The 21,109-nt window shown below is 60.3% G+C and carries 23 protein-coding genes; 9 read left to right on the forward strand and 14 right to left on the reverse strand.

Features of this window, described 5'->3' with window-relative positions; genetic code table 11:
* Nucleotides 1–8: 8 nt before the first annotated feature.
* The 4 genes from QA644_RS18000 to sdhC are packed head-to-tail and all read right to left on the reverse strand — an operon-like array spanning nucleotide 9 to nucleotide 2,889.
* Complete coding sequence (locus tag QA644_RS18000) at nucleotides 9–254, reverse strand: hypothetical protein (RefSeq protein ID WP_283069829.1); 246 nt, start codon at nucleotides 252–254, stop codon at nucleotides 9–11.
* Nucleotides 254–2,095 carry a succinate dehydrogenase flavoprotein subunit gene (gene sdhA / locus QA644_RS18005; RefSeq protein ID WP_283069831.1) on the reverse strand — a complete coding sequence of 614 codons (1,842 nt, stop codon included), beginning with the start codon at nucleotides 2,093–2,095 and terminating at the stop codon, nucleotides 254–256. Before sdhA ends, QA644_RS18000 begins: the two co-directional genes overlap by 1 nt.
* A gap of 7 nt (nucleotides 2,096–2,102) precedes the next feature.
* The gene (gene sdhD, locus QA644_RS18010) at nucleotides 2,103–2,483 is read right to left on the reverse strand and encodes a succinate dehydrogenase, hydrophobic membrane anchor protein (RefSeq protein WP_074069918.1); all 381 of its coding nucleotides are present in this window, start codon (nucleotides 2,481–2,483) and stop codon (nucleotides 2,103–2,105) included.
* Nucleotides 2,484–2,493: 10 nt separating this feature from the next.
* Complete coding sequence (gene sdhC, locus QA644_RS18015; protein WP_074069919.1) at nucleotides 2,494–2,889, reverse strand: succinate dehydrogenase, cytochrome b556 subunit; 396 nt, start codon at nucleotides 2,887–2,889, stop codon at nucleotides 2,494–2,496.
* A 312-nt stretch (nucleotides 2,890–3,201) separates the two neighbouring features.
* Here sdhC and QA644_RS18020 point away from each other — a divergent pair, with 312 nt between their 5' ends.
* Nucleotides 3,202–3,678 (forward strand): hypothetical protein, encoded by a 477-nt coding sequence (locus QA644_RS18020; RefSeq protein WP_239596594.1) that lies wholly within the window; start codon nucleotides 3,202–3,204, stop codon nucleotides 3,676–3,678.
* Here QA644_RS18020 and QA644_RS18025 read toward each other — a convergent pair.
* The 5 genes from QA644_RS18025 to tsaD are packed head-to-tail and all read right to left on the reverse strand — an operon-like array spanning nucleotide 3,668 to nucleotide 7,137.
* Nucleotides 3,668–4,315: a methyltransferase gene (locus tag QA644_RS18025; RefSeq protein WP_283069833.1), complete on the reverse strand. Its 648-nt coding sequence runs from the start codon at nucleotides 4,313–4,315 to the stop codon at nucleotides 3,668–3,670. The genes QA644_RS18020 and QA644_RS18025 overlap by 11 nt on opposite strands.
* Nucleotides 4,316–4,320: 5 nt before the next feature.
* Nucleotides 4,321–4,752, reverse strand: a complete 432-nt coding sequence (locus tag QA644_RS18030; RefSeq protein ID WP_039846363.1) for an EVE domain-containing protein — start codon at nucleotides 4,750–4,752, stop codon at nucleotides 4,321–4,323.
* Between the two features lie 3 nt (nucleotides 4,753–4,755).
* Nucleotides 4,756–5,049: a YciI-like protein gene (locus QA644_RS18035; RefSeq protein WP_283069836.1), complete on the reverse strand. Its 294-nt coding sequence runs from the start codon at nucleotides 5,047–5,049 to the stop codon at nucleotides 4,756–4,758.
* 10 nt (nucleotides 5,050–5,059) lie between these two features.
* Nucleotides 5,060–6,043, reverse strand: coding sequence for an NAD(P)H-dependent glycerol-3-phosphate dehydrogenase (locus QA644_RS18040; RefSeq protein WP_283069838.1), 984 nt, complete (start codon nucleotides 6,041–6,043; stop codon nucleotides 5,060–5,062).
* Complete coding sequence (gene tsaD, locus QA644_RS18045; RefSeq protein WP_283069840.1) at nucleotides 6,040–7,137, reverse strand: tRNA (adenosine(37)-N6)-threonylcarbamoyltransferase complex transferase subunit TsaD; 1,098 nt, start codon at nucleotides 7,135–7,137, stop codon at nucleotides 6,040–6,042. The genes QA644_RS18040 and tsaD overlap by 4 nt, the downstream gene beginning before the upstream one ends.
* 72 nt (nucleotides 7,138–7,209) lie before the next feature.
* On the opposite strand from tsaD, the gene hemC reads away from it, so the two are divergent.
* The 8 genes from hemC (at nucleotide 7,210) to QA644_RS18085 (ending at nucleotide 13,849) form a co-directional block, all read left to right on the forward strand.
* Nucleotides 7,210–8,139 (forward strand): hydroxymethylbilane synthase, encoded by a 930-nt coding sequence (gene hemC / locus QA644_RS18050; RefSeq protein ID WP_283069841.1) that lies wholly within the window; start codon nucleotides 7,210–7,212, stop codon nucleotides 8,137–8,139.
* Nucleotides 8,140–8,145: 6 nt separating this feature from the next.
* Nucleotides 8,146–8,850: a uroporphyrinogen-III synthase gene (locus QA644_RS18055; protein ID WP_283069843.1), complete on the forward strand. Its 705-nt coding sequence runs from the start codon at nucleotides 8,146–8,148 to the stop codon at nucleotides 8,848–8,850.
* Nucleotides 8,851–8,939: 89 nt separating this feature from the next.
* Nucleotides 8,940–10,193: a mitofilin family membrane protein gene (locus QA644_RS18060; protein ID WP_283069845.1), complete on the forward strand. Its 1,254-nt coding sequence runs from the start codon at nucleotides 8,940–8,942 to the stop codon at nucleotides 10,191–10,193.
* Nucleotides 10,194–10,196: 3 nt separating this feature from the next.
* The gene (locus QA644_RS18065) at nucleotides 10,197–11,807 is read left to right on the forward strand and encodes a heme biosynthesis protein HemY (RefSeq protein ID WP_283069846.1); all 1,611 of its coding nucleotides are present in this window, start codon (nucleotides 10,197–10,199) and stop codon (nucleotides 11,805–11,807) included.
* Nucleotides 11,808–11,824: 17 nt separating this feature from the next.
* Nucleotides 11,825–12,310, forward strand: coding sequence for a TerB family tellurite resistance protein (locus QA644_RS18070; protein ID WP_074069929.1), 486 nt, complete (start codon nucleotides 11,825–11,827; stop codon nucleotides 12,308–12,310).
* Nucleotides 12,300–13,058: a glutamine amidotransferase gene (locus tag QA644_RS18075; protein ID WP_074069930.1), complete on the forward strand. Its 759-nt coding sequence runs from the start codon at nucleotides 12,300–12,302 to the stop codon at nucleotides 13,056–13,058. The genes QA644_RS18070 and QA644_RS18075 overlap by 11 nt, the downstream gene beginning before the upstream one ends.
* 189 nt (nucleotides 13,059–13,247) lie before the next feature.
* Nucleotides 13,248–13,538, forward strand: a complete 291-nt coding sequence (locus tag QA644_RS18080) for a YggT family protein (RefSeq protein ID WP_028739981.1) — start codon at nucleotides 13,248–13,250, stop codon at nucleotides 13,536–13,538.
* Entirely contained in the window at nucleotides 13,535–13,849 is a 315-nt protein-coding gene (locus QA644_RS18085) for a DUF167 domain-containing protein (protein ID WP_283069848.1), read from the forward strand. The genes QA644_RS18080 and QA644_RS18085 overlap by 4 nt, the downstream gene beginning before the upstream one ends.
* 4 nt (nucleotides 13,850–13,853) lie before the next feature.
* Here the strand turns inward: QA644_RS18085 and ppa are convergent, their stop codons facing one another.
* The 5 genes from ppa to QA644_RS18110 form a co-directional block, all read right to left on the reverse strand.
* Entirely contained in the window at nucleotides 13,854–14,387 is a 534-nt protein-coding gene (gene ppa, locus QA644_RS18090; RefSeq protein WP_194728388.1) for an inorganic diphosphatase, read from the reverse strand.
* Nucleotides 14,388–14,564: 177 nt separating this feature from the next.
* Nucleotides 14,565–15,071: a GNAT family N-acetyltransferase gene (locus QA644_RS18095; protein WP_283069850.1), complete on the reverse strand. Its 507-nt coding sequence runs from the start codon at nucleotides 15,069–15,071 to the stop codon at nucleotides 14,565–14,567.
* A 199-nt stretch (nucleotides 15,072–15,270) separates the two neighbouring features.
* Nucleotides 15,271–17,091, reverse strand: coding sequence for a translational GTPase TypA (typA, locus tag QA644_RS18100; protein ID WP_022717387.1), 1,821 nt, complete (start codon nucleotides 17,089–17,091; stop codon nucleotides 15,271–15,273).
* Nucleotides 17,092–17,214: 123 nt separating this feature from the next.
* Nucleotides 17,215–18,792: an alkaline phosphatase D family protein gene (locus QA644_RS18105; protein WP_283069852.1), complete on the reverse strand. Its 1,578-nt coding sequence runs from the start codon at nucleotides 18,790–18,792 to the stop codon at nucleotides 17,215–17,217.
* A 136-nt stretch (nucleotides 18,793–18,928) separates the two neighbouring features.
* Complete coding sequence (locus QA644_RS18110) at nucleotides 18,929–21,016, reverse strand: M3 family metallopeptidase (protein ID WP_283069854.1); 2,088 nt, start codon at nucleotides 21,014–21,016, stop codon at nucleotides 18,929–18,931.
* Nucleotides 21,017–21,109 lie beyond the last annotated feature (93 nt).

The following is a 21,109-nucleotide window of genomic DNA, read 5'->3' on the forward strand; positions in this document are numbered from 1 at the left end:
ATAAAATCCTAGTTTGCCGACAGGAGTTCCGTTTTCACGCAACCCCTACAACCACCGAAAGCAGCGTTGCCGGCTGCGAGCGACGAGCGAGCACCCTGCGCGCCATTCGCTGTCTTCCACACACCGACCTCGTTGCTGACCGCGGCAGCCAAGCCGCCGGGAGCACGCAATTTGTAGCGCTCCGCCGCCATGACGGGCGAGACGGCCCGCACCGCGGCAATGAACGAAGCTAATCCGAGGTACTTTCCCATCATCAATACACACGAGCCTTCGGCGCGATCTTGTTGGGATCGATGCCTTCAGAGATGAGCTCGGTGTGAACCGGACGGTAGTCAAGCTTGACCTCACCGGCATTGCTGACCCAGGCCAGCGTGTGCTTGCGCCAGTTGACGTCGTCGCGGCCGGCGTATGCGCCTTCGGTGTAATCCTCGCGGGCATGCGAACCACGGCTTTCCTTGCGCGCCTCAGCGCCGTAGATCGTTGTGATCGCATTCGCCATCAGGTTTTGCAGCTCGAGCGTCTCAACGAGATCGGAATTCCAGATCATCGAACGGTCGGTGACCTTGATGTCCGACATTTCCTGCCAGATCGCGGAAATGCGCCTGCAGCCGGATTCCAGCGACTCCTGGGTGCGGAACACGGCGGCGTCTTCCTGCATGGCGCGCTGCATCTTCTCGCGCAGATGCGCCGTCGGCGTTGCGCCACTGGCGTGGCGAAGATCATCGAAGCGATCCATGATCTTGTCACAGGCAGCTATGTTCAGATGCGGGGTCGGCGCAGCGCGGTCAATGACCTCGCTGGCACGGATTGCCGCAGCACGGCCGAAAACGACGAGGTCGATCAGTGAGTTCGAGCCGAGGCGGTTCGCGCCATGCACCGAAGCACAGCCCGCTTCGCCGACGGCCATCAACCCGGGGATCACGCGTTCCGGATTGGCGCTGTCGGCGTTGAGCACCTCACCCCAATAGTTCGTCGGAATGCCGCCCATGTTGTAATGGACGGTCGGTAGAACCGGGATCGGCTCGCGCGTCACATCGACGCCGGCAAAAATCTTCGCGCTCTCGGAAATGCCCGGCAGGCGTTCATGCAAAACAGCCGGGTCGAGATGGTCTAGATGGAGGAAGATATGATCCTTGTTCCTGCCGACGCCGCGGCCTTCGCGGATTTCCAACGTCATGCAGCGCGAAACCACGTCGCGCGAGGCAAGATCCTTGGCCGAGGGCGCGTAGCGTTCCATGAAGCGCTCACCCTCGGAATTGACGAGATAGCCGCCCTCCCCGCGCGCGCCTTCGGTAATCAGACAGCCGGAGCCGTAGATCCCGGTGGGATGGAACTGCACAAACTCCATGTCCTGCAGCGGAAGCCCCGCGCGCGCCACCATGCCGCCGCCGTCGCCGGTGCAGGTATGGGCGGAGGTCGCGGAGAAATAGGCACGGCCGTAGCCGCCGGTCGCCAGCACCACCATTTTCGCCGCGAAGCGATGGATCGAGCCGTCATCGAGGCACCAGGCAACAACGCCGGTACAACGGCTGCCGTCTTCCGACATGATGAGGTCGAGCGCGAAATATTCGACGAAGAACTCGGCGTTGTAGCGCAGCGACTGGCCGTAAAGCGTGTGCAGGATGGCGTGGCCGGTGCGGTCGGCAACCGCGCAGGTGCGCTGCACCGGCGGGCCTTCGCCGTAGTTCTGCATATGGCCGCCGAATGGGCGCTGATAGATCTTGCCTTCCTCATTACGCGAGAAGGGCACGCCGTAGTGCTCGAGCTCATAGACCGCCTTCGGCGCTTCCATGGCGAGATACTGCATGGCATCGACGTCGCCGAGCCAGTCAGACCCCTTGACCGTGTCGTAGAGATGCCATTGCCAGCTGTCCGGCGTCATGTTCTGCAGCGAGGCGGCGATGCCGCCCTGGGCCGCGACCGTGTGCGAGCGGGTCGGGAATACTTTGGTGATGCAGGCCGTACGGAAACCCTGTTCTGCCATGCCAAGCGTTGCGCGAAGACCGGCGCCGCCGGCGCCGACAACGATCACGTCATAGGAGTGATCGACATATTTGTAGGCTTTCCCATTCTGAGCAGGTGAAGTCGGTGCCATGATACGGTTATCCTACGAAAGCAATTTTCAGAATGGCAAAGAGACAGAGCCCTGCGACCGCGATCGCGAAAAACGTGTTCAGCATCAGCAACACGAGCTTGCCGATTTCGCTGTGCACGTAGTCCTCGATGATGGCCTGCATGCCAAGACGCATGTGAATGATGCCTGAAATCACCATCAGTCCCATGATGACTGCCACGAAGGGGTTCGACAGCGCATGCACGACATCGACATAAGGCGCGCCGGCATAAACGATCATGAAGATGACGAAGAAGACGATGAGCGGGAGGTTGGCGACAGCCGTCAGGCGCTGACGCCAGAAGTGTTCAGTGCCTTCCTTGGCCGAGCCAAGGCCGCGAACTCTACCCAGAGGGGTACGCATATCCATATGAGCGACCTCAGAAGCGAATGATAAAGCCGATCACCCAGACCAGCACGGTAAGACAGAGCGATCCGATGATGTTGGCGATGGCGAGCTTGGTGGAGAATTCCTTCTCGAAACCATGGCCGAGATCCCACAGGAGGTGGCGCAGGCCGCCGAGCATGTGGTGAAGCAGTGCCCAGGTGTAACCAAGCAGGACGGCCTTGCCGATGATGCTGCCGAGCACCCAATTTACCCAGTCGTAATAAGCCTGACCGGTCGCAGCCGCGATCAGCCACCAGGCGATCAGTAGCGTGCCGAAATAAAGAGCAGCCCCTGTGATACGATGGACGATCGACATGACCATGGTCGGAATGAGTTTATAAATTTGCAAATGCGGCGACAGAGGCCGGTTATTTGTCACATTCGCCATCAGAACCTCGCGGCGTCTTGCGCTCCCCGATTTCGGAGCATTTCGAGGCAACCACAGGAATGACAAAATTTGTCTGTGTGCATTGCATCAACGGCGACGTTTAATCACCGAAGCCCCCGACGACAAGCACAATTGCTGTCTGTTTTTAATTTAATCGATTCGCGTTACCGGGAAGTTGCCGGAAATCGAAACTGGCCCTTTCGAATCAAATTTTATGCTGATTTTTCATCGCTCAAGTGGACACATAGGTAGTTTTGACGCAAGCTGGCGTTAACGATTTGTTAACGATCGGATTTCCGGAGGTTGCGTCTGATGTTCCAGCGTCTGTCGAAAGTCTTTGCGCTGGTGTTGTGTGCCCTGATTGCGCTTCCTGCCACGGCGGGCGAGCGTGCTGGGCATCATCGTGGCGTGACCCATTGGGCAAACAACGCCAAGTGGGCAAACAGCGCCAAACCCTGGTTCGGCGGTCATCATCGCCATCATCGCCACCATGGCCACGGCCATAACCGTTATGTTCGCCTCAAGCATTTCTCGCCGTCATCGAACGGCTACCGCATCCGCAGCGCTATCGCCAGATCGCCACAGCGTCTGCGCTATGATTACAATGGCACTTACGCCGGCTCCTATGCTTACGAAACGGAAGGCGGCACCTATTTCGGTGCGGACGGCTATGCACTTTACGCTGCGCCGCAGGCCGAGTCGCTCGCACCCGGGCCCAAAGTGATCGACGTTGCCGTGCAGGCCGATCCTTGCAGCTACGAGGCCAGCGTCTGCGTCATCAGGCCTTGAACCGCCAGACCGTCGTCTTCTTGTTCTCGCTATCTTCGAGCGCCCGCGTTACCGGCACTTCGTAGATGGCGCAAAACTCCAGCCGCTCCTTTGGCAAATAGGCCCGTCCCGGATCGCCGACCAGAACCTCCTTGCCTTCGCTGGCCAGCCGGTCGAACCACGGAACGAGGGCGTCCGCAAAGACGCGGTCATAGAACACGTCGCCCGCCAGGACGATATCGGCATGGACAGGCTTGCCGACGAAATCGGCGCCGCTAAAATCAACCGAGATCCCATTGGCAGCAGCATTGAGCCGCACGGCCGTTTCAGCCCATGGATCGATATCCGCCGCCTTTACCGCCACCGCACCCGCCATCTTCGCCGCGATCGCGACGATCCCCGAACCTGTTGCGAAATCGAAAACGTGCTTAGTTCGCACCGTTTCCGGATGATCGAGAATATAACGCGCAAGTCCCTGGCCACCCGCCCAGGCAAAGGCCCAGAACGGCGGTGGCAGGCCGATCTCCGCCAGCTCCTCCTCCGTCTTAAGCCAAAGCTCATGAGCTTCGTTCGCCAGATGCAACCGGATCTCCGGCACATGCGGCGGCGTGATCAGTTTCGTATTGGCGCGGATGAAGATTTCCGGGTCGGTCTTCAATGCGGTCAGCGTGGCGGATTGTCGAGGCCGCCCATGCGGCAGACTTCGAGCCACTCGTCATCTGTCACCGGCTGGACCGAAAGGCGCATCGAGGTCACCAGCGCCATCTTCGAAAGTTTCTCATTCGCCTTGACATCTTTCAGCGTCACGGGCTTGGGCAAATCGCGCACAGCGCGGATGTCGACGCAATCCCAGCGATCGTCGCCCTTCGCCGTCGAATCCGGATGCGACAATGCGCAGACCTCGACGATGCCGACGATCTCCAGGCCGTCATTCGAGTGGTAGAAGAAGCCTCTATCGCCGATCTGCATGGCGCGCATGTTATTGCGGGCGAGATAATTGCGAACCCCCGTCCACTCCGTACCTTTCTCGCCTGCGGCCTTCTGCTGCTCCCAGGACCAGGAGGAAGGCTCGGATTTATAGAGCCAATGGGCCATCCCTTATGCCTCCGGATTGTTGAAGACCCAGTTGAAGGACTTGATCTCGACACTCTCGAAAAGACCAGCCTTCGCATAGGGATCGGCATCGGCTAGTGCCTTGGCGGCTTCCGCCGTATCGGCCTTTACCATGACCAAGCTGCCGCAGGGCTTGCCTTCACCGTCGAGGAACGGTCCGGCCATGGTGAGCGTGCCTTCGGCATTCAGCTTGTTCAGATATTCCAAATGCGCCGCGCGTGTTTCCATGCGTGTGTTGAGGTGCCCCGGCTTGTCCTTGCAGAGAAGGGCAAATAGCATGTCAGTCTCCTTATTCGGTCGTGATCGGACGTGTCATCAATTGTTCGATGGCCTCGGGGATGCTGAGTTTACCTTCGATGATCGCCGAGACGGCGTCCGTGATCGGCATCGCGATGCCGAGCTCTTCCGCCAGCCGCGAGGCGACGGCCGCGGCAAAGGCACCTTCCACCAATTCGCCTTGCAAAGGATCGGCCTTTTCGCCGCGGCCAAGCGCAATGCCGAAGCGCAGGTTGCGCGACTGATGGCTCGTTGCCGTCAGGACAAGATCGCCCAGCCCGGAAAGCCCGCGCACCGTATCCGCCTGCCCGCCCTTGGCAACGACGAGGCGCGACATTTCCGCCAGCCCGCGCGCGATCAGCGCCGCGCGCGCAGAATCGCCGATGCCGCAGCCTTCGACGATACCACAGGCGATCGCCAATACATTCTTCAGCGCACCACCAAGCTGCACGCCGATACGGTCGGACGACGGATAGAGCCGGAACGTCCTGCCCGAAATCGCCTGCGCCAGCCGCTCGGCAACGGCCACGTCCGATGCCGCAATTACCATAGCGGTCGGCAGTCCTTTGGCGATGTCGGATGCAAAACCCGGCCCCGAAAGCACCGCGACGCGATGCTGCGGCAATTCGCGCTCCAGCATGTCTGTCAACAAGTTGCCGGTCGCCCGCTCGATGCCCTTGGCACAGGTTACGACGATCGCATCCTTGGCGAGATAAGGGCCATACTGCCGGGCCGCATCCGCCTGCGCCTGCGACGGCATGGCGAAAAGCACGATATCGGCATCGTCGATCGAATCGGGTTCTGCCGAGAATTCCAGTGCTTCCGGCAGCTCAATGCCGGGAAGAACCGCATCATGCAGCCGTTCGGCTTTCAGGTCGGCCATCAGCGCAGGGTCGCGGCCGACGAGAGTGACCTGGCTGCGGCCGGTGAGCGCAATGACTGCGGCAAGCGCCGTTCCGAAAGCGCCTGCGCCAACGACGGCAATCCGTTCGCTCATGCCTTTGCTCCCCGCTTTCCGTAGCTGATCAGCGCTTGCGCATTCGAATCCAACGGCCAGCGCGAGCGCGGCTGCACATCGAGATCATCCGGCGCAACACCTGTCGCCATGCGCTCGAGCCCCGCCCAGGCAATCATCACCGCATTGTCGGTGCACAATCTCAGCGGCGGCGCGATGAAGCGGAAGGCGTATTTATCACAGAGCGCCTGTAGCGTGGCGCGTACTTCGAGGTTGGCGGCGACGCCGCCCGCGACCACCAGGGCCGGCTGCTCGTCCAGATGCGCAAACTCCGCCCTGAACCGCTGTAATCCACGGCCGATGCGATCCTTCAGAGTCCTCGAAATCGCCCTCTGAAATGAAGCGCAGACATCGGCGACATCCTGCTCCGTCAGCGGCGCGATATCCGTCGCGGCCTGCCGGACCGCCGTCTTCAAGCCCGAAAAGGAAAAATCGAGCCGCGTTTCACCGACGAGCGGCCGCGGGAAATCGAAGCGGTCCGGGTTACCCGTCTTCGCTGCCTCCTCCACCTGGGGTCCGCCGGGATAAGGCAGCCCGAGCAGCTTCGCCGTCTTGTCGAACGCCTCGCCCAGCGCATCGTCGATCGTCGTTCCCCAGCGTTCGTATTGGCCAATGCCGCGCACGAGGATAAGCTGCGTATGACCGCCCGACACAAGCAGCATCAGATAGGGAAAGGAAAGCCCGTCCGTCAGCCGCGCCGTCAGCGCATGGCCCTCGAGATGGTTCACGGCATAAAGCGGCTTGCCGGCGGCCTTGGCGATCGCCTTGCCGGTCATCAGTCCGACGAGCAGCCCGCCGATCAATCCAGGTCCGGAGGTCACAGCGATCGCATCGACTTCGCAGAGCGACACATCGGCGCGCTGCAACGCCTCGTTAATCAGCGTATCGAGTGCCTCGACATGGGCACGCGCGGCTATCTCTGGCACCACGCCACCATAGGCGCTATGCTCGTCCAATTGGCTCAAGACGACGTCGGAAAGCACATTCGAACGCCCGTCCGCATCGCGCTCGACCACCGCCGCGGCGGTCTCGTCGCAGCTTGTTTCGATGCCGAGGATGCGTAGAAAGGGAGCCATGAAGCCTGTCGTTGATTGCGATGGGTATAAAACCCGGTTACGAGAACTTCCGGTAACAACGGATCGAAGCGGATGCAAACAAAACCTTTCCGGATCGGAACGCGGGGCAGCCCGCTGGCCCTTGCTCAGGCTCACGAAGCGCGCGATCGGCTGATGGCGGCGCACGGAATGCCGGAGGAAATGTTCGAGATCGTTGTGCTGACCACGAAAGGTGACCGCATTACCGACCGTGCGCTTGCCGAGATCGGCGGCAAGGGTCTTTTCACCCAGGAACTGGAAGAAAAGCTTGCAAGCGGCGACCTCGATTTGGCCGTCCATTCCGCAAAGGACATGCCGACGGTGTTGCCGGAAGGGCTTCATCTCTCGGCCTATCTGCCGCGCGAAGACATCCGCGATGCGGTAATCGGCCGCACGGCGCCAAAACTGATCGAGCTGCCGCATGGCGCAACGGTCGGGTCGGCATCGCTGCGCCGACAGGCTCTGATCCGCCGCATGCGCCCGGATGTCAAAGTGATAACCTTCCGGGGCGCTGTGGAAACCCGCCTGCGCAAGCTGGATGAAGGCCAGGTCGATGCGACGCTGTTGGCGGTCGCAGGCCTGAAGCGTCTTGGCAAGGTCGACGTGATTACCGACATCCTCGATCCCGACACCTTCCCGCCGGCTCCCGCGCAAGGCGCGATCTGCATCGAAAGCCGTATTGGCGATCAGCGCACCGATGATCTGCTGGCCGCCATCAACGACCCCGCGACCCACGACGCCGTCTCGTGTGAGCGCGCTTTCCTTGCGGCGCTCGACGGCTCCTGCCGCACGCCGATCGGCGGATATGCGATTTGCGAAGGCGATCGGATCAAGTTCTTTGGCCTGATCATCACGCCGGATGGTCGCAACCAGCACTCGGTCACCATCGATGGCAATCGGCGCGATGCCGCAGCGCTCGGCACGCGCGCCGGACAAGACATCCGCGCCCGTGCTGGCAGCAGCTTCTTCGACGACTGGAGCTGACGCCCGATGCGTGTGCTCGTCACCCGGCCGCTGCGTTCGGGGGAGCGAACCGCCAAAAGGTTGCGCGACAAGGGGCATGAGCCCGTATTGCTGCCGCTTTCGCAGCCCCTGCATGATGGCAAGACCGCTATGGATGCGCTGGCAAGGACCCACGGTCCTATCGCCATCACAAGCGCGGAAGCTGTCCGTGCGCTCTCGTCGTCAGGAACAGACGTCAAGCCTTATCGCCGCCGGCCGGTATTCGCTGTTGGCGAAGCGAGCGCAAACGAAGCCAAGGCGGTGGGATTTGCTTCGGTCTTAGCCTCGGCGGGCGATGGCGCGCGACTGGCGGAGTTGATCGCGGAGCAGACGCGGGAATCTGTCACCTATCTCGCCGGTTCGCCGCGCGCCAAGACGTTCGAGCGCACCGCGCACGCACTGGGACTAAAGGTCGATGTCGTCGAGTGTTATCGGATGCATCCGGCAGAACCTGATCCGGTGGCCCTGCGAGAAGCATTGACCCCGCCGCCGGAGGCCATACTCCTTTATTCCCGCCAGACCGCAGAGCGTTTTTTCCGTCTCGCCGAGGTCCAATCGGAACCCGCCTGGCTCAATCAGGCCATCATCCTTTGCCTCAGCACATCCGTTGCCGCGGCAGTCCCGGCTTCACTCGGCAGAAATCTTCGCATCGCAGCATTGCCGGATGAGGGAAGCCTTCTGTCGCTTCTTTGAAGGCCTTACGCGCCCAAATTTGATCTAACCTCTTTCCATAACTGGCATCACTGACTAGTTTCGTTGCAATGCAGGAAAATGAGGTACGCATGGTATCGGGAAATCCGCCACGTCATTCGAAAAACGCCGACGAGCCGGTCACGATCGATCTGGAAGCGCAGGAAATTGCGGCAGCAGCCGATACCGAGAAGAAATCCGAAGAAAACGCCCCTGACGCCGGCACTCCCGACGCAGACAATGCGACAACCGGCCTAGAGGCATCCGTCGATCCGGAAAAAGAACCATCGGCTGAGGAGACGGCCGAGCACGACGCTACCTCGGAGGAGCCCCGTCAGCCGGAAATGGCAACGGACCCCGAGCCGCTCCGGCAAAAGCCACGCGGCGCAACGACGTCGGGTCTGATCGCCGCCGGTATTTTCGGCGGCCTCGTTGCCCTTTTGGGTGCTGGCGTGATCCAATATGCCGGCTACCTTCCGACGTCTTCCGCACCTCAGACCGCGCTGGATGAAACGGCCAGCCTTTCGGCTGAAATCGACGGCCTCAAGCAATCGATCGCGAACCTCGCCGCAGCGCCGAGCACCAGCGACGACGCGCTCGACAAGCGTGTCGCTGCTCTAGAAACGGCGGCAAAGACGCCTGCCGCGACGGGGCCAGTAGACACCCCGGAGGTCGAGGCGCTGAACCAAAAGGTCGCGGATTTGGCCACTCAGTTGGAACAGTTGCGCACATCTCTCTCTCAAACCTCCGAAGAGCGGGCGTCGAGCGGCGCCGACATTATCAAGCGGCTGGAGGAAGCAGAGAAGAAGCTCAACGAACCACGCCAGGATGTAGCCGTTGCGCAGGCGATCGCCGCTGCGGCCCTCAAGGCAGCGATCGACCGCGGCGGACCTTTCATGGCCGAGCTCGATACTTTCGCCGGCGTTTCGCCGGACGACCCCGCCGTCGCCGACCTCCGTAATTTCGCCGAAACCGGCGTGCCCTCGCGCGCCGAACTGATCCGCCAGGTTCCCGACGTCGCGACCGCCATCATCCAATCCGTCAACCAAGCGGATCCGAACCAGAGCTGGTCGGACCGGCTGATGGCGAGTGCCAAGTCGCTCGTCACCGTGCGCCCTGTCGGCAACATCGAGGGCGAAAGTGTCGAGGCCATTGCGGCGCGTATGGAAGACAAGGTGAAGAACGGCGACCTGCCGGGCGCTGCCAACGAATGGAACGGCTTGCCCTCGAACGCAAAGCAGGCTTCCGCCGCCTTCAAACAATCATTGGAAGCCCGCATCCGCGTCGAGGAACTGGTGGGTGGTGCGCTCTCCAAGGCCATTTCTGGCGCCGGCAAGGAGGGTTGATCGATGATCCGCCTCGTCGTCTTCGTCATCCTCGTCGTCGTTCTCGGCTACGGCTTCTCCTGGCTTGCCGATCGCCCCGGCGATCTCTCGCTGGTGTGGGAAGGCCGGCTTTATCAGGCAAAGCTGATCGTCGCGGCAAGCGGCCTTATCGCACTGATTGCTGTTGTCATGCTCGCCTGGTGGCTGGTCCGCACGGTCTGGACGTCGCCCCATTCCGTGACCCGCTATTTTCGCGCCCGCAAGCGTGATCGCGGCTATCAGTCCCTCTCGACCGGCCTTATCGCCGCCGGCGCCGGCAATGCCCTGCTTGCCCGCAAGATGGCAGCCCGGTCCCGCGGCCTCATCCGCGCTGATCAGGAGCCGCTGATCAACCTGCTCGAAGCACAGGCGGCCTTGATCGAGGGCCGGCATGACGAAGCCCGTGCCAAGTTCGAAGCGATGGCCAACGATCCGGAAACGCGTGAACTCGGCCTTCGCGGGCTCTATCTCGAGGCCAAGCGCCTCGGCGCCAACGAGGCCGCACGCCAATATGCCGAAAAGGCAGCCGACAACGCGCCCTATCTGCCCTGGGCAGCACAGGCGACGCTCGAATACCGCAGCCAGGCCGGCCGCTGGGACGACGCCATCCTGCTTCTTGAGCAACAGAAGGCCGCGCGTGTCGTCGAAAAGCAGGATGCGGAACGCTTGCGCGGTGTTCTGCTGACGGCTCGCGCCGGTGACAAGCTCGAAGGCGATCCGGCCGGTGCGCGCGACGACGCGATGCATGCGCTGAAGCTCATTGCCGATTTCGAACCGGCCGCGATCATTGCCGCCAAGGCGCTTTTCCGTGAGGACAAGCTGCGCAAGGCCGCCTCGATCCTCGAGCAGGCCTGGAAGGCAGGGCCACACCCCGAGATCGGCCGCACCTATGTGCTTGCCCGAAGCGGCGATTCCACCGTCGATCGCCTGAAGCGAGCCGAACGGCTGGAAGCCCTGCGCCCCAACAACGTCGAATCCCTGCTCGTGGTCGCACAGGCGGCTCTCGATGCGCAGGATTTCGCCAAGGCCCGGGCCAAGGCCGAAGCGGCAGCGCGCATGCAGCCGCGTGAAGCGGCCTTCCTGCTGCTTGCTGATATCGAGGAAGCCGAGAGTGGCGACCAAGGCCGTGTACGTCACTGGCTGGCGCAGGCGCTGAAGGCGCCGCGCGATCCGGCCTGGGTGGCCGACGGCTTCGTTTCCGACAAATGGCTTCCCGTCTCACCCGTCACCGGCCGTCTCGACGCCTTCGAATGGAAGGCGCCCTTCGGTCAGCTTGAAGGACCGATCGAGGACGGCTCCGCCGTCTCGATCGATACCGCGCTGAAGACCTTGCCGCCCGTTCGCGAGACACGGCCAGAAAGCCCGGCCAACGATCACCGCATCATTGAACTGGAGCGCGCCGCGACGATTGCAGAGGCCGCTCGGCCGGCTCCTGCTGCCGCACCGAAGCCTGGCTTGCCCGCGACGGCCTCCAAACAGCCAGAGCCGGTTACCGCACAGCCAGAGCCGAAACCCTTTTATGGAATGCCGGACGACCCTGGCGTTCGCAACATGAAGGCGGAACCGGAACCCAAGACACGACTCCGCCTTTTCTGAAATGGAATGAAATCCGCATGTTCGAACGTTTTCAGGCATTCTTCCAAAATCTCACTGCAAACAACCCCAAGAAGGGTTTTAGTCCTGACGATCCCCGCATTGCCGTTGCCGCTCTCTGCATGCAAGTGATGGAAGCGGATGGTAAGATCAAGGACAGCGAAAAGAAGCGGCTCCGCAAGCTGCTCAAGGAGCAATACGGCCTTGACGGAAAGCCGCTGGAGGCAGTGATTGCGGCTGGCCAGGAAGCGGAGAGCAGTGCCGTCGACTATTACCGCTTCACCTCCGACCTGAAACGCCATCTCGATACCGAGCAGCGTCTGGAACTCATCGGCATTCTCTGGGACATCGTCTATGCCGACGGCGAACGCAGCGAGATGGAGGACCACGTCATTTGGCGGATCGCCGATCTCTTGGGTGTTTCCTCCCGCGAGCGCATCCAGAAACGTCAGGAGGCAGCCGCACGCGTGACCGATACGGTGGTGGTGCAAGACGATGCCGATTGACCGTCCAATCAAACGTGACAAGCGCCCCATACTGATCATCCTGCACCAGGAACGCTCCAGCCCCGGCCGCGTCGGCCAGCTCCTGGCCGACAAGGGCTATAACCTCGACATCCGCCGCCCGGTTCTGGGCGATAAGCTGCCCACTACGCTGGAGAACCATGCCGGTTCGGTCGTCTTCGGCGGACCGATGAGTGCAAACGATCCAGACGAATTCATAAAGAGCGAGATCAACTGGCTGGACATTCCACTCAAGGAAAACCGCCCGTTCCTCGGCATCTGCCTTGGAGCGCAGATGCTGGTGCGCCATCTTGGCGGCAAGGTGCAGTCGAATGCCGACGGCTCGACCGAAATCGGCTGGTATCCCCTCCGCCCGACCGAAAAGGGCCGGCTGCTGATGCACTGGCCGAAGATGGTCTACCATTTCCATCGCGAGGGCTTCGATCTGCCGCACGGCGCCCATTTGCTTGCGGAAGGCGATACCTATCCCAACCAGGCCTTTCGCTACAACGGCAACGCCTGGGCACTGCAATTCCACGCAGAGCTCACCCGCGTGATGATGCATCGCTGGGTCGTCCACGGCGCCCACCGCTTCATTCTGCCGAACGCGCAGCAGGGACGGGAACATCTGGAGGGCCGCATGCTCTTCGATGCACCGCTCAAGGCGTGGCTGACCGAATTTCTCGATATCGTCTTTGAAGGCAAGACGGCAAAGGCCGTACCGGGCTCTATAGCTGCGCTGTCTGCATAGGCGCGCAGCAATCCACTTGAGACCAAGCGCTTCTGCTTCCCCATTGCGCTGCTCGTTATCTGCTGCGAAAAAGCCGGACGCATGAACGGGCGGGTTCGCCAAGCATGATTCGCCGCGGGTTTTCACGCGGCACTTGCCCGTTTAGCCGCCAATGGATACATGTCTGTCAGCAACGAACTGGAGACCAAGATGATTGCCCTCTTTCAAACCATTGATTTGGCTTTGAATCTTTATACTTGGGTGCTGATTGCGAGTGCCATTTTCTCCTGGCTTTACGCCTTCAACGTCATCAATTCCTCGAACCAGTTCGTCAATTCGGTCGGCATGTTCCTCTATAATGTCACCGAGCCGCTGCTGCGGCCGATTCGCCGGCTGCTGCCGAATCTCGGCGGCATCGACATTTCGCCGATCATTCTGCTGCTGATTATCTTCTTCCTGCGCTCCCTGATGTGGAACACCATCTTCCCGCTGGTGGCGTGAACTCCGCCTGGAAGATATTCGATAATCATATACGCCTCGCCGTTCGGTTGACCCCGAATGGCGGGCGCGACGCGATCGATGGCATCGAGGCCGATGCCGAAGGCGAGTGCCACATTAAGATCCGTGTCGCAGCGATTCCTGAGAAGGGAAAAGCCAACCAGGCGCTGATTGCGCTTCTGTCCAAAGCGCTCGGCATTCCGAAATCCTCGATACGATTGATGTCAGGCGATACATCGCGCAAAAAAGTCCTCCGGATCGATGGCGGTCCGGAGGACTTGATGGAAAGGCTCGAAAAGCTTCTGAAGCTATAGCGGCTTACGTCGCCTTCTTGGCGCGCTCAACGGCTTCGAGGATCAGCTGACCGGCTTCCTTCGAATCGCCCCAGCCGAAAATCTTCACCCACTTGCCGGGCTCCAGGTCCTTGTAGTGCTCGAAGAAGTGTTCGATCTGCTTCAAGGTAATCTCAGGAAGGTCGGTGTAGTCCCTCACCTTCTCGTAGCGCAGCGTAAGCGCCGGCGACGGGACGGCGATGATCTTCTCGTCCTTGCCCGAATTGTCTTCCATCTTCAAAACACCGATCGGGCGGACATTAATGACGCAGCCCGGAACCAGCGGACGCGTGCTGGCGATTAGGACATCGATCGGATCGCCGTCTTCCGAAAGCGTATGCGGCACGAAGCCGTAGTTGCCCGGATAGGTCATCGGCGTGTAGAGGAAGCGGTCGACGACCAGCGTGCCGGCTTCCTTGTCCATTTCATACTTGATGGGGTGACCGCCGACCGGAACTTCAACGATGACGTTGACATCTTCCGGAGGATTCTTGCCGATGGAAATGGCGTCGATGCGCATACGAAAACTCCCACGAGGTGAATTGTTCGCAGCCAAATAGTCCGTTTCATCCCGCAACGCAACATTGCGTGTTCGGGATGTTCGAGATTCATCTGCAATATCGAGGAGCAGGGCGCCCATTTTCAGCAGGCGCTTCAAAGCGGTGCAGCGCTGTTTCAAAAGAGGAGGCTGGGCTTTTCAGTTCCAGATGAAGCCGATTTTCTTCAGCTGCCTGTGGTCGAAGCTTTCCATGCCTTCGCAGAAGTCAACGCCGCCATGGCCACGATAGAACTGGCTGGCATTTTCGTTTTCCTCCAGGCACCAGACCACCAGTCCCTTGCAGCCGAGTGATTTCAGGAGTCGCCGAGCCTCGCCGAACAGCATGCGCCCAAGACCGATGCCCTGGTACTCCGGACGAAGATAGAGCTCGTAGATCTCGCCTTCCTGCGGCAGCGCTCGGGCCCGATTGAGGCCAAGTGTGGCATAACCTGCGACCGTGCCGGCGACATCGAGAACGAGGAGGGTTGCCGGGCCGCGCGTCGCCTTGCGCCACCAGTTCTCGCCCCGGCGTTCGATCATCTGCGTCAGAGCGCGATGCGGAATGATCCCGGCATAAGTGTGCTGCCAGGCGAGGCGATGCACCTCGGAAATGGCTCGGGCATCATGCGGTTCTGCCCGCCGGACATCGATCGACAACGTCTTCATAACGCTTACTCTGGTCTTCCAGCAGGCAATTAACCATACGCGATGATGCGTTTCGGCCGTTTGCCCACAGACTTAACATGTGGACGATGAGCAAAATTTAACGCTTTTTTAACGATTGTCACAAGACGGAATCAGCGCGCCGCACAATAAAAAACCCCGGCACCAGGCCGGGGTTTGAAATGTCAGCAATTAGAATCGCTTAGGCGTAGCGTGCCTTTTCGAAACGCTTACGCTCGTTCGGGTCGAGATACATCTTGCGCAGACGGATCGACTTCGGCGTCACTTCGACCAGCTCGTCATCCTGGATCCAGGACAGCGCGCGGTCGAGCGTCATGCGGATCGGCGGCGTGAGCTTGACGGCTTCGTCCTTGCCGGCGGCGCGGATGTTCGTCAGCTTCTTGCCCTTCAGCACGTTCACTTCGAGGTCGTTGTCTCTGCTGTGAATGCCGATGATCATGCCGGCATAGACCTTTTCGCCGGCGTCGATGATCATCGGACCGCGGTCTTCCAGATTGAAGAGAGCATAGGCCACAGCTTCGCCGGAGTCGTTGGCAAGCAACACGCCGTTGACGCGGCCGCCGATCTCACCCTTGTACGGCTGATAGTCGTGGAAGAGGCGGTTCATCACGGCCGTGCCGCGCGTATCGGTGAGCAGTTCTGACTGGTAGCCGATCAGGCCGCGGGTCGGTGCGAAGAAGACAAGACGGACGCGGTTGCCGCCCGACGGGCGCAGCTCGACCATTTCGGCCTTGCGCTCCGACATCTTCTGCACCACGACGCCCGAATGCTCTTCATCGACGTCGATGACGACTTCTTCGATCGGCTCGAGCATCTCGCCCGTTGCTTCGTCCTTGTGCATGACGACGCGCGGACGCGAAACGGCCAGCTCGAAGCCTTCGCGGCGCATTGTCTCGATCAGAACCGCAAGCTGCAATTCGCCGCGGCCGGATACGAAGAACGAATCCTTTTCGGAGGATTCTTCGATCTTCAGCGCAACGTTGCCTTCAGCTTCCTTGAACAGACGGTCACGGATGACGCGCGAGGTGACCTTGTCGCCTTCTGTGCCGGCATAGGGGCTATCGTTGACGATGAAGGACATGGTGACCGTCGGCGGATCGATCGGCTGGGCCTGCAGCGGCTCGGTGATCGACGGGTCGCAGAAAGTATCGGCAACCGTGCCCTTAGAGAGGCCGGCGATCGCGATGATATCGCCTGCATGCGCCTCTTCGATCGGCTGACGCTCGATACCGCGGAAAGCGAGGATCTTGGAGATGCGGCCGGTCTCGATCGTCTTGCCGTCGGCATGCAGAACCTTGACCGGCTGGTTCGGCTTGATCGAACCGGAATTGATGCGGCCGGTGATGATACGGCCGAGGAAGGGGTTGGCTTCGAGGATCGTGCCGATCATCGTGAACGGACCTTCGTGAACGGTCGGCTCCGGAACATGCTCGAGCACGAGGTCGAGAAGCGGTGCGAGGCCCTGATCCTTCGGACCTTCCGGGTTGACGTTCATCCAGCCGTCACGGCCAGAACCGTAAAGGATCGGGAAGTCGAGCTGTTCGTCGGTCGCGTCGAGGTTTGCAAACAGGTCGAAGACTTCGTTGATCACTTCCTCGTGGCGGCCGTCCGGACGGTCGATCTTGTTGATCGCGACGATGGGACGAAGACCGACCTTCAGCGCCTTGCCGACAACGAACTTCGTCTGCGGCATCGGACCTTCCGAAGCATCGACCAGCACGATCGCGCCGTCCACCATCGAGAGAATGCGCTCAACTTCGCCGCCGAAATCGGCGTGGCCCGGGGTGTCGACGATGTTGATGCGGACACCCTTCCACTCGACCGAGGTCGCCTTGGCGAGAATGGTGATGCCGCGCTCCTTTTCAAGGTCGTTCGAATCCATCACGCGTTCTGCAACGCGCTGGTTCTCACGAAACGAGCCGGACTGTTTCAGGAGCTCGTCCACCAGGGTCGTTTTGCCATGGTCAACGTGAGCGATAATCGCGATGTTGCGAAGTGCCATATGTTTCAAATCTCTGAGGCTGAGGCGCTACGTTCAAGGGAAAGCGCCAATTACGTTTGGCGGGCTCATACAGTGTTTTTCGCGTTTGCGAAAGGGGGGAGGGGCGATAGCGGCCATGTGGGCCTAGACCGTATGTTGGGGGTCGATGACCGTCCGCCAGAGTTCGGTATCGTTTCTGTCCATCAGCCGCACGGTCATCTGCTCGGTCTGCCCGTCGATTTCGACCAGTCCGAAGAACTGAAGGCCAGCAGACGGTGGCAGGTTGGAGTCCGCACCGCCAGGCGCGGCCTTGATGAACCGCACGTCTGGGCCGAAGGTCATGTCGAGCTCCTGCGCTCCGTAGGTCCCGGAATGCAACGGCCCGGAGACGAATTCCCAGAACGGCAAGAACTCCCGGAATTTCGCCCTGGCCGGATTGTAATAATGCGCCGCAGTGTAGTGGACGTCAGCCGTCAGCCAGACGATGTTCGAAATCGCCGCGTCGCGGATGAAGCGCAGCAGATCAGCAAATTCCAACTCTCGCCCGAGCGGCGCTCCATTGTCGCCGTTAGAGAAGGACTCGCTGCCTTCCCGCTTTCCATAATCATCCCAGATGACGACTCCGACCGGCATATCGCAGGCAATCACCTTCCATGTTGCCGTCGAGCGCACCAGTTCGCGCTTCAGCCATGCGACCTGCCCTTCGCCAAGGATGCTGGACTTCGCCGTCAGGACCTGATCCAGGCCATGGTCGTTCGGCCCCCGATAGGATCGCAGATCGACGAAGAAGATATCGAGCAGCGGACCATATGAGACTTTCCGGTAGATGCGCCCTGGGGCGGCGGCAATGTAGCGGATTGGCGTCATCTCATGGAAGGCGCGGCTTGCCCGAGTTGCCAGCGTCAAAACGGACTTTTCCTTGTAGCGATCATTGCCGCGAAGGTCGGTCGAAGGCGACCAGTTGTTTAAAACCTCGTGGTCGTCCCATTGATAGAAGACCGGACAGACTGCATTCAGTTCCTTCACATGTTCGTCGAGCAGATTGTATTTCCACTGTCCGCGAAACTGATCGAGCGTTTGCGCGATGTCGCGCTTCTCCGCGGTGACAATCCTGTTCTTCCAGAGTCCGCCGTCACGCAACCGGATCTCGTCCGGCATTGGATTGTCGGCATAGATCGTATCGCCGGAATGGATCATGAAATCGGGGCGGTGATAGGCGATGGTCTGATAGGTACGCATACCCTCGTCGTCGATCCCCCATCCCTGCCCCGCCGTATCGCCTGACCATGCGAAGCGGATCGTCCGCCTGTTGGAAGGCGCGGTGCGGAACTGGCCGTGAATTCGTTCGGAGACGCTGTTGACGTCCTGCAGGTCGGCGGCCACAAACCTGTAGAAGATGTCATGGTCCGGCGGCAGATCCCGCAGCAGCAGCTTACCCGCAAGATCGGTCTCCGGTGTGACGTCGATCGGGGCCAACCTGACGGCATTCGCGAATTTGTCGCTCGTCGAATATTCGACGAAGAGCCGCGATGGCCGGTCGACACGCGTCCATATCATGCCCGACGTTGCGTCTACATCACCGGATTGAACGCCTGACGTGAAGATGGGGCGGCTCGAAGATCCTCGCGCGTAATATGGCATCACGAGGCTGGCTGCCGCAAAGCCGCCGACTGCGCCGATCGAGGAAAGGAAGCGGCGGCGCGTCGTGTCCGTCAGTTTCATGCCATGGCTCATTCGGCTTGCTTCGAGAGCGGGATCGAATCTCTCGCAACAAGCCTAGAGCGGCCGTCATGTCAGTCTCTTGAAGATGACATGACGGTTTTCCGAAACTTCGGCGACAATTTTGTTAAGGACCGCCTTACGCGTCGCTGCCCGAAAGCTCTTCGAATGTTGCAAGACCCTTCTTGACGAGCATTGCCTCGGGGCTCGGCAACTTGCCGCGGAATCCCTTATAGGCGTCTTCCGGATCGATCGAGCCGCCGCTGGAATAGATGTTGTCCTTGAGCTTTTGCGCCATCTCACTGTTGAAGGCGTCGCCGGTTTCCTCGAAAGCGGCGAAAGCATCTGCATCGAGCACTTCCGACCACATATAGGAATAGTAGCCTGCCGAATAACCGCCGGAGAAGATGTGCTGGAAGTGCGGCGAGGCATGGCGCATCACGAGCGACTTCGGCATCCCGAGTTCGGCGAGCACCTGATTTTGCACCGCCATCGGGTCTTCCACAGCGTCGCGCGTGTGAAACTCCATATCGACAATCGCCGAGGAGGTGAACTCGACCGTGTTGAACCCGGCATTGAAGGTGCGGGCCGCAAGCACCTTGTCGAGCAGCTCCTGCGGCATAGGTCCGCCGGTTTCGAAATGCACGGCATATTGCTTGAGAATTGCGGGAACTGTCAGCCAGTGCTCGTAAAGCTGAGATGGCAGTTCCACGAAGTCGCGCGAAACGGCCGTGCCCGACACAGTGGGATAGGTCACGTTCGAAAGCATGCCATGCAGCGCATGGCCGAATTCGTGGAAGAGTGTGCGCGCATCGTCCAGCGAAAGCAGTGCCGGCCTGCCCTCGGCCGGTTTTGCGAAGTTGCACACGTTGTAGATGATCGGCAGTTCGCCCTGATGCCCATTCTTCATTGGGAGTTTATGCTGGGATTGGAACGCGCTCATCCAGGCGCCGGAGCGCTTGGAACTGCGGGCAAAATAATCCCCCAGGAAAAGCGCAACCAGCTTGTCTTCGCTATCGCGAATTTCAAAGACGCGCACATCCGGGTGATAGGCGGCAATCCCCTTCTTCTCGACGGCACGAATGCCGAAGAGTCGGCCGGCGACATCAAAGCAGGCATCGATGATTTTTTCGAGCTGCAGATAGGGCTTCAGTTCGGCTTCGGAAAAATTGAACCTCTGCGCCCTGATCTTTTCGGCATAGTAGCGCCAATCCCAGGGCATGACCTCATGGTTCTTGCCGTCCTCGGCGATCAGCCTTGCGATATCCGCCTCTTCATCAAGCGCCCGTTTGACGGCTCTTGCCCAGACGGCGCGCAGCAGATGGTTTACCGCGGCTGGCGTCTTTGCCATCGTGTTGTCGAGCTTCAGTTCCGCAAAATTGCCATATCCGAGAAGCTTCGCGACTTCTCCGCGAAGGGTCAGCGTCTCGCGGATGATGCCGCGATTATCCGTCTCGCCCCCGTTCTCGCCGCGTGCGACCCATGCCTTGAAGGCCTGCTCGCGCAGATCGCGCCGTTCGGAAAAGGTCAGGAACGGTTCGATGATCGAGCGCGACAGAGTGACCGCAAACTTTCCCTCTTCGCCGCGCTCGCGCGCTGCCGACGCCATGGCGTCCTTCAGGAAATCCGGAAGGCCTGCGAGCTCGGGTCCTTCGCAGAGGATCAGCGACCAGTTCTTTTCGTCGGCCAGCACGTTCTGTCCGAACTGCGTGCTCAAGCCTGCAAGCTTTTCGTTGATTGCCGCAAGCTTCTCCTGCTCGGCCTTCGCCAGCTTGGCGCCGGATTTTACAAAGCTCTTCCAGTGACGCTCCAGCACACGTGTCTGCTCAAGTGTCAGTCCGAGACTTTCCCTATCCTCCCAGAGCGTATCGATACGTGCAAAAAGCGCAGCGTTCATTCCGATCTTGGAATAGTGGCGCGACATTTTTGGCGATATATCGCGCTCCAGTGCCTGGATTGTATCGTTCGTGTAGGCCCCCGCCCGGTTCCAGAACAGCGCCGAAACACGCGAAAGCTCGTCGCCTGCAATCTCCAGGGCGACGATCGTATTCTCGAATGTGGGCTCTTCCACGTTTCCGGCGATCGCGTCGATCTCCACTTCATGAGATGCGAGAGCGGCATCGAAGGCAGCGGCGAAATCACCGTCGTTCAGCGCCTCGAAGCGAGGCAGGCCATGAAGCCCGTTCCAGGTGACAAGCGCCGGATTGAACTCTTGTGTGGAAGGCATGCTGACGTCCTTTATGCAGAGGCTGGAAACGGCAATATAGGCAAGGCATCACCGCATTGGTATGCCGCTTGCGAGATTCGCTTTTGCTTGCCC

The organism is Rhizobium sp. CC1099, assembly GCF_029714385.1.
GTDB lineage: Bacteria > Pseudomonadota > Alphaproteobacteria > Rhizobiales > Rhizobiaceae > Rhizobium.

Bases quoted from the DNA above. Each gene is read 5' to 3' on its own strand.
- QA644_RS18030 (WP_039846363.1), bottom strand. From the start codon at position 4,752: ATGGCCCATTGGCTCTATAAATCCGAGCCTTCCTCCTGGTCCTGGGAG.
- QA644_RS18065 (WP_283069846.1), top strand. From the start codon at position 10,197: ATGATCCGCCTCGTCGTCTTCGTCATCCTCGTCGTCGTTCTCGGCTAC.
- QA644_RS18000 (WP_283069829.1), bottom strand. From the start codon at position 254: ATGATGGGAAAGTACCTCGGATTAGCTTCGTTCATTGCCGCGGTGCGG.
- QA644_RS18020 (WP_239596594.1), top strand. From the start codon at position 3,202: ATGTTCCAGCGTCTGTCGAAAGTCTTTGCGCTGGTGTTGTGTGCCCTG.
- QA644_RS18070 (WP_074069929.1), top strand. From the start codon at position 11,825: ATGTTCGAACGTTTTCAGGCATTCTTCCAAAATCTCACTGCAAACAAC.
- QA644_RS18055 (WP_283069843.1), top strand. From the start codon at position 8,146: ATGCGTGTGCTCGTCACCCGGCCGCTGCGTTCGGGGGAGCGAACCGCC.
- QA644_RS18080 (WP_028739981.1), top strand. From the start codon at position 13,248: ATGATTGCCCTCTTTCAAACCATTGATTTGGCTTTGAATCTTTATACT.
- QA644_RS18060 (WP_283069845.1), top strand. From the start codon at position 8,940: ATGGTATCGGGAAATCCGCCACGTCATTCGAAAAACGCCGACGAGCCG.
- sdhA (WP_283069831.1), bottom strand. From the start codon at position 2,095: ATGGCACCGACTTCACCTGCTCAGAATGGGAAAGCCTACAAATATGTC.
- QA644_RS18075 (WP_074069930.1), top strand. From the start codon at position 12,300: ATGCCGATTGACCGTCCAATCAAACGTGACAAGCGCCCCATACTGATC.
- QA644_RS18035 (WP_283069836.1), bottom strand. From the start codon at position 5,049: ATGCTATTTGCCCTTCTCTGCAAGGACAAGCCGGGGCACCTCAACACA.
- QA644_RS18040 (WP_283069838.1), bottom strand. From the start codon at position 6,043: ATGAGCGAACGGATTGCCGTCGTTGGCGCAGGCGCTTTCGGAACGGCG.
- sdhC (WP_074069919.1), bottom strand. From the start codon at position 2,889: ATGGCGAATGTGACAAATAACCGGCCTCTGTCGCCGCATTTGCAAATT.
- hemC (WP_283069841.1), top strand. From the start codon at position 7,210: ATGCAAACAAAACCTTTCCGGATCGGAACGCGGGGCAGCCCGCTGGCC.
- typA (WP_022717387.1), bottom strand. From the start codon at position 17,091: ATGGCACTTCGCAACATCGCGATTATCGCTCACGTTGACCATGGCAAA.
- QA644_RS18095 (WP_283069850.1), bottom strand. From the start codon at position 15,071: ATGAAGACGTTGTCGATCGATGTCCGGCGGGCAGAACCGCATGATGCC.
- sdhD (WP_074069918.1), bottom strand. From the start codon at position 2,483: ATGGATATGCGTACCCCTCTGGGTAGAGTTCGCGGCCTTGGCTCGGCC.
- ppa (WP_194728388.1), bottom strand. From the start codon at position 14,387: ATGCGCATCGACGCCATTTCCATCGGCAAGAATCCTCCGGAAGATGTC.
- QA644_RS18110 (WP_283069854.1), bottom strand. From the start codon at position 21,016: ATGCCTTCCACACAAGAGTTCAATCCGGCGCTTGTCACCTGGAACGGG.
- QA644_RS18105 (WP_283069852.1), bottom strand. From the start codon at position 18,792: ATGAAACTGACGGACACGACGCGCCGCCGCTTCCTTTCCTCGATCGGC.
- tsaD (WP_283069840.1), bottom strand. From the start codon at position 7,137: ATGGCTCCCTTTCTACGCATCCTCGGCATCGAAACAAGCTGCGACGAG.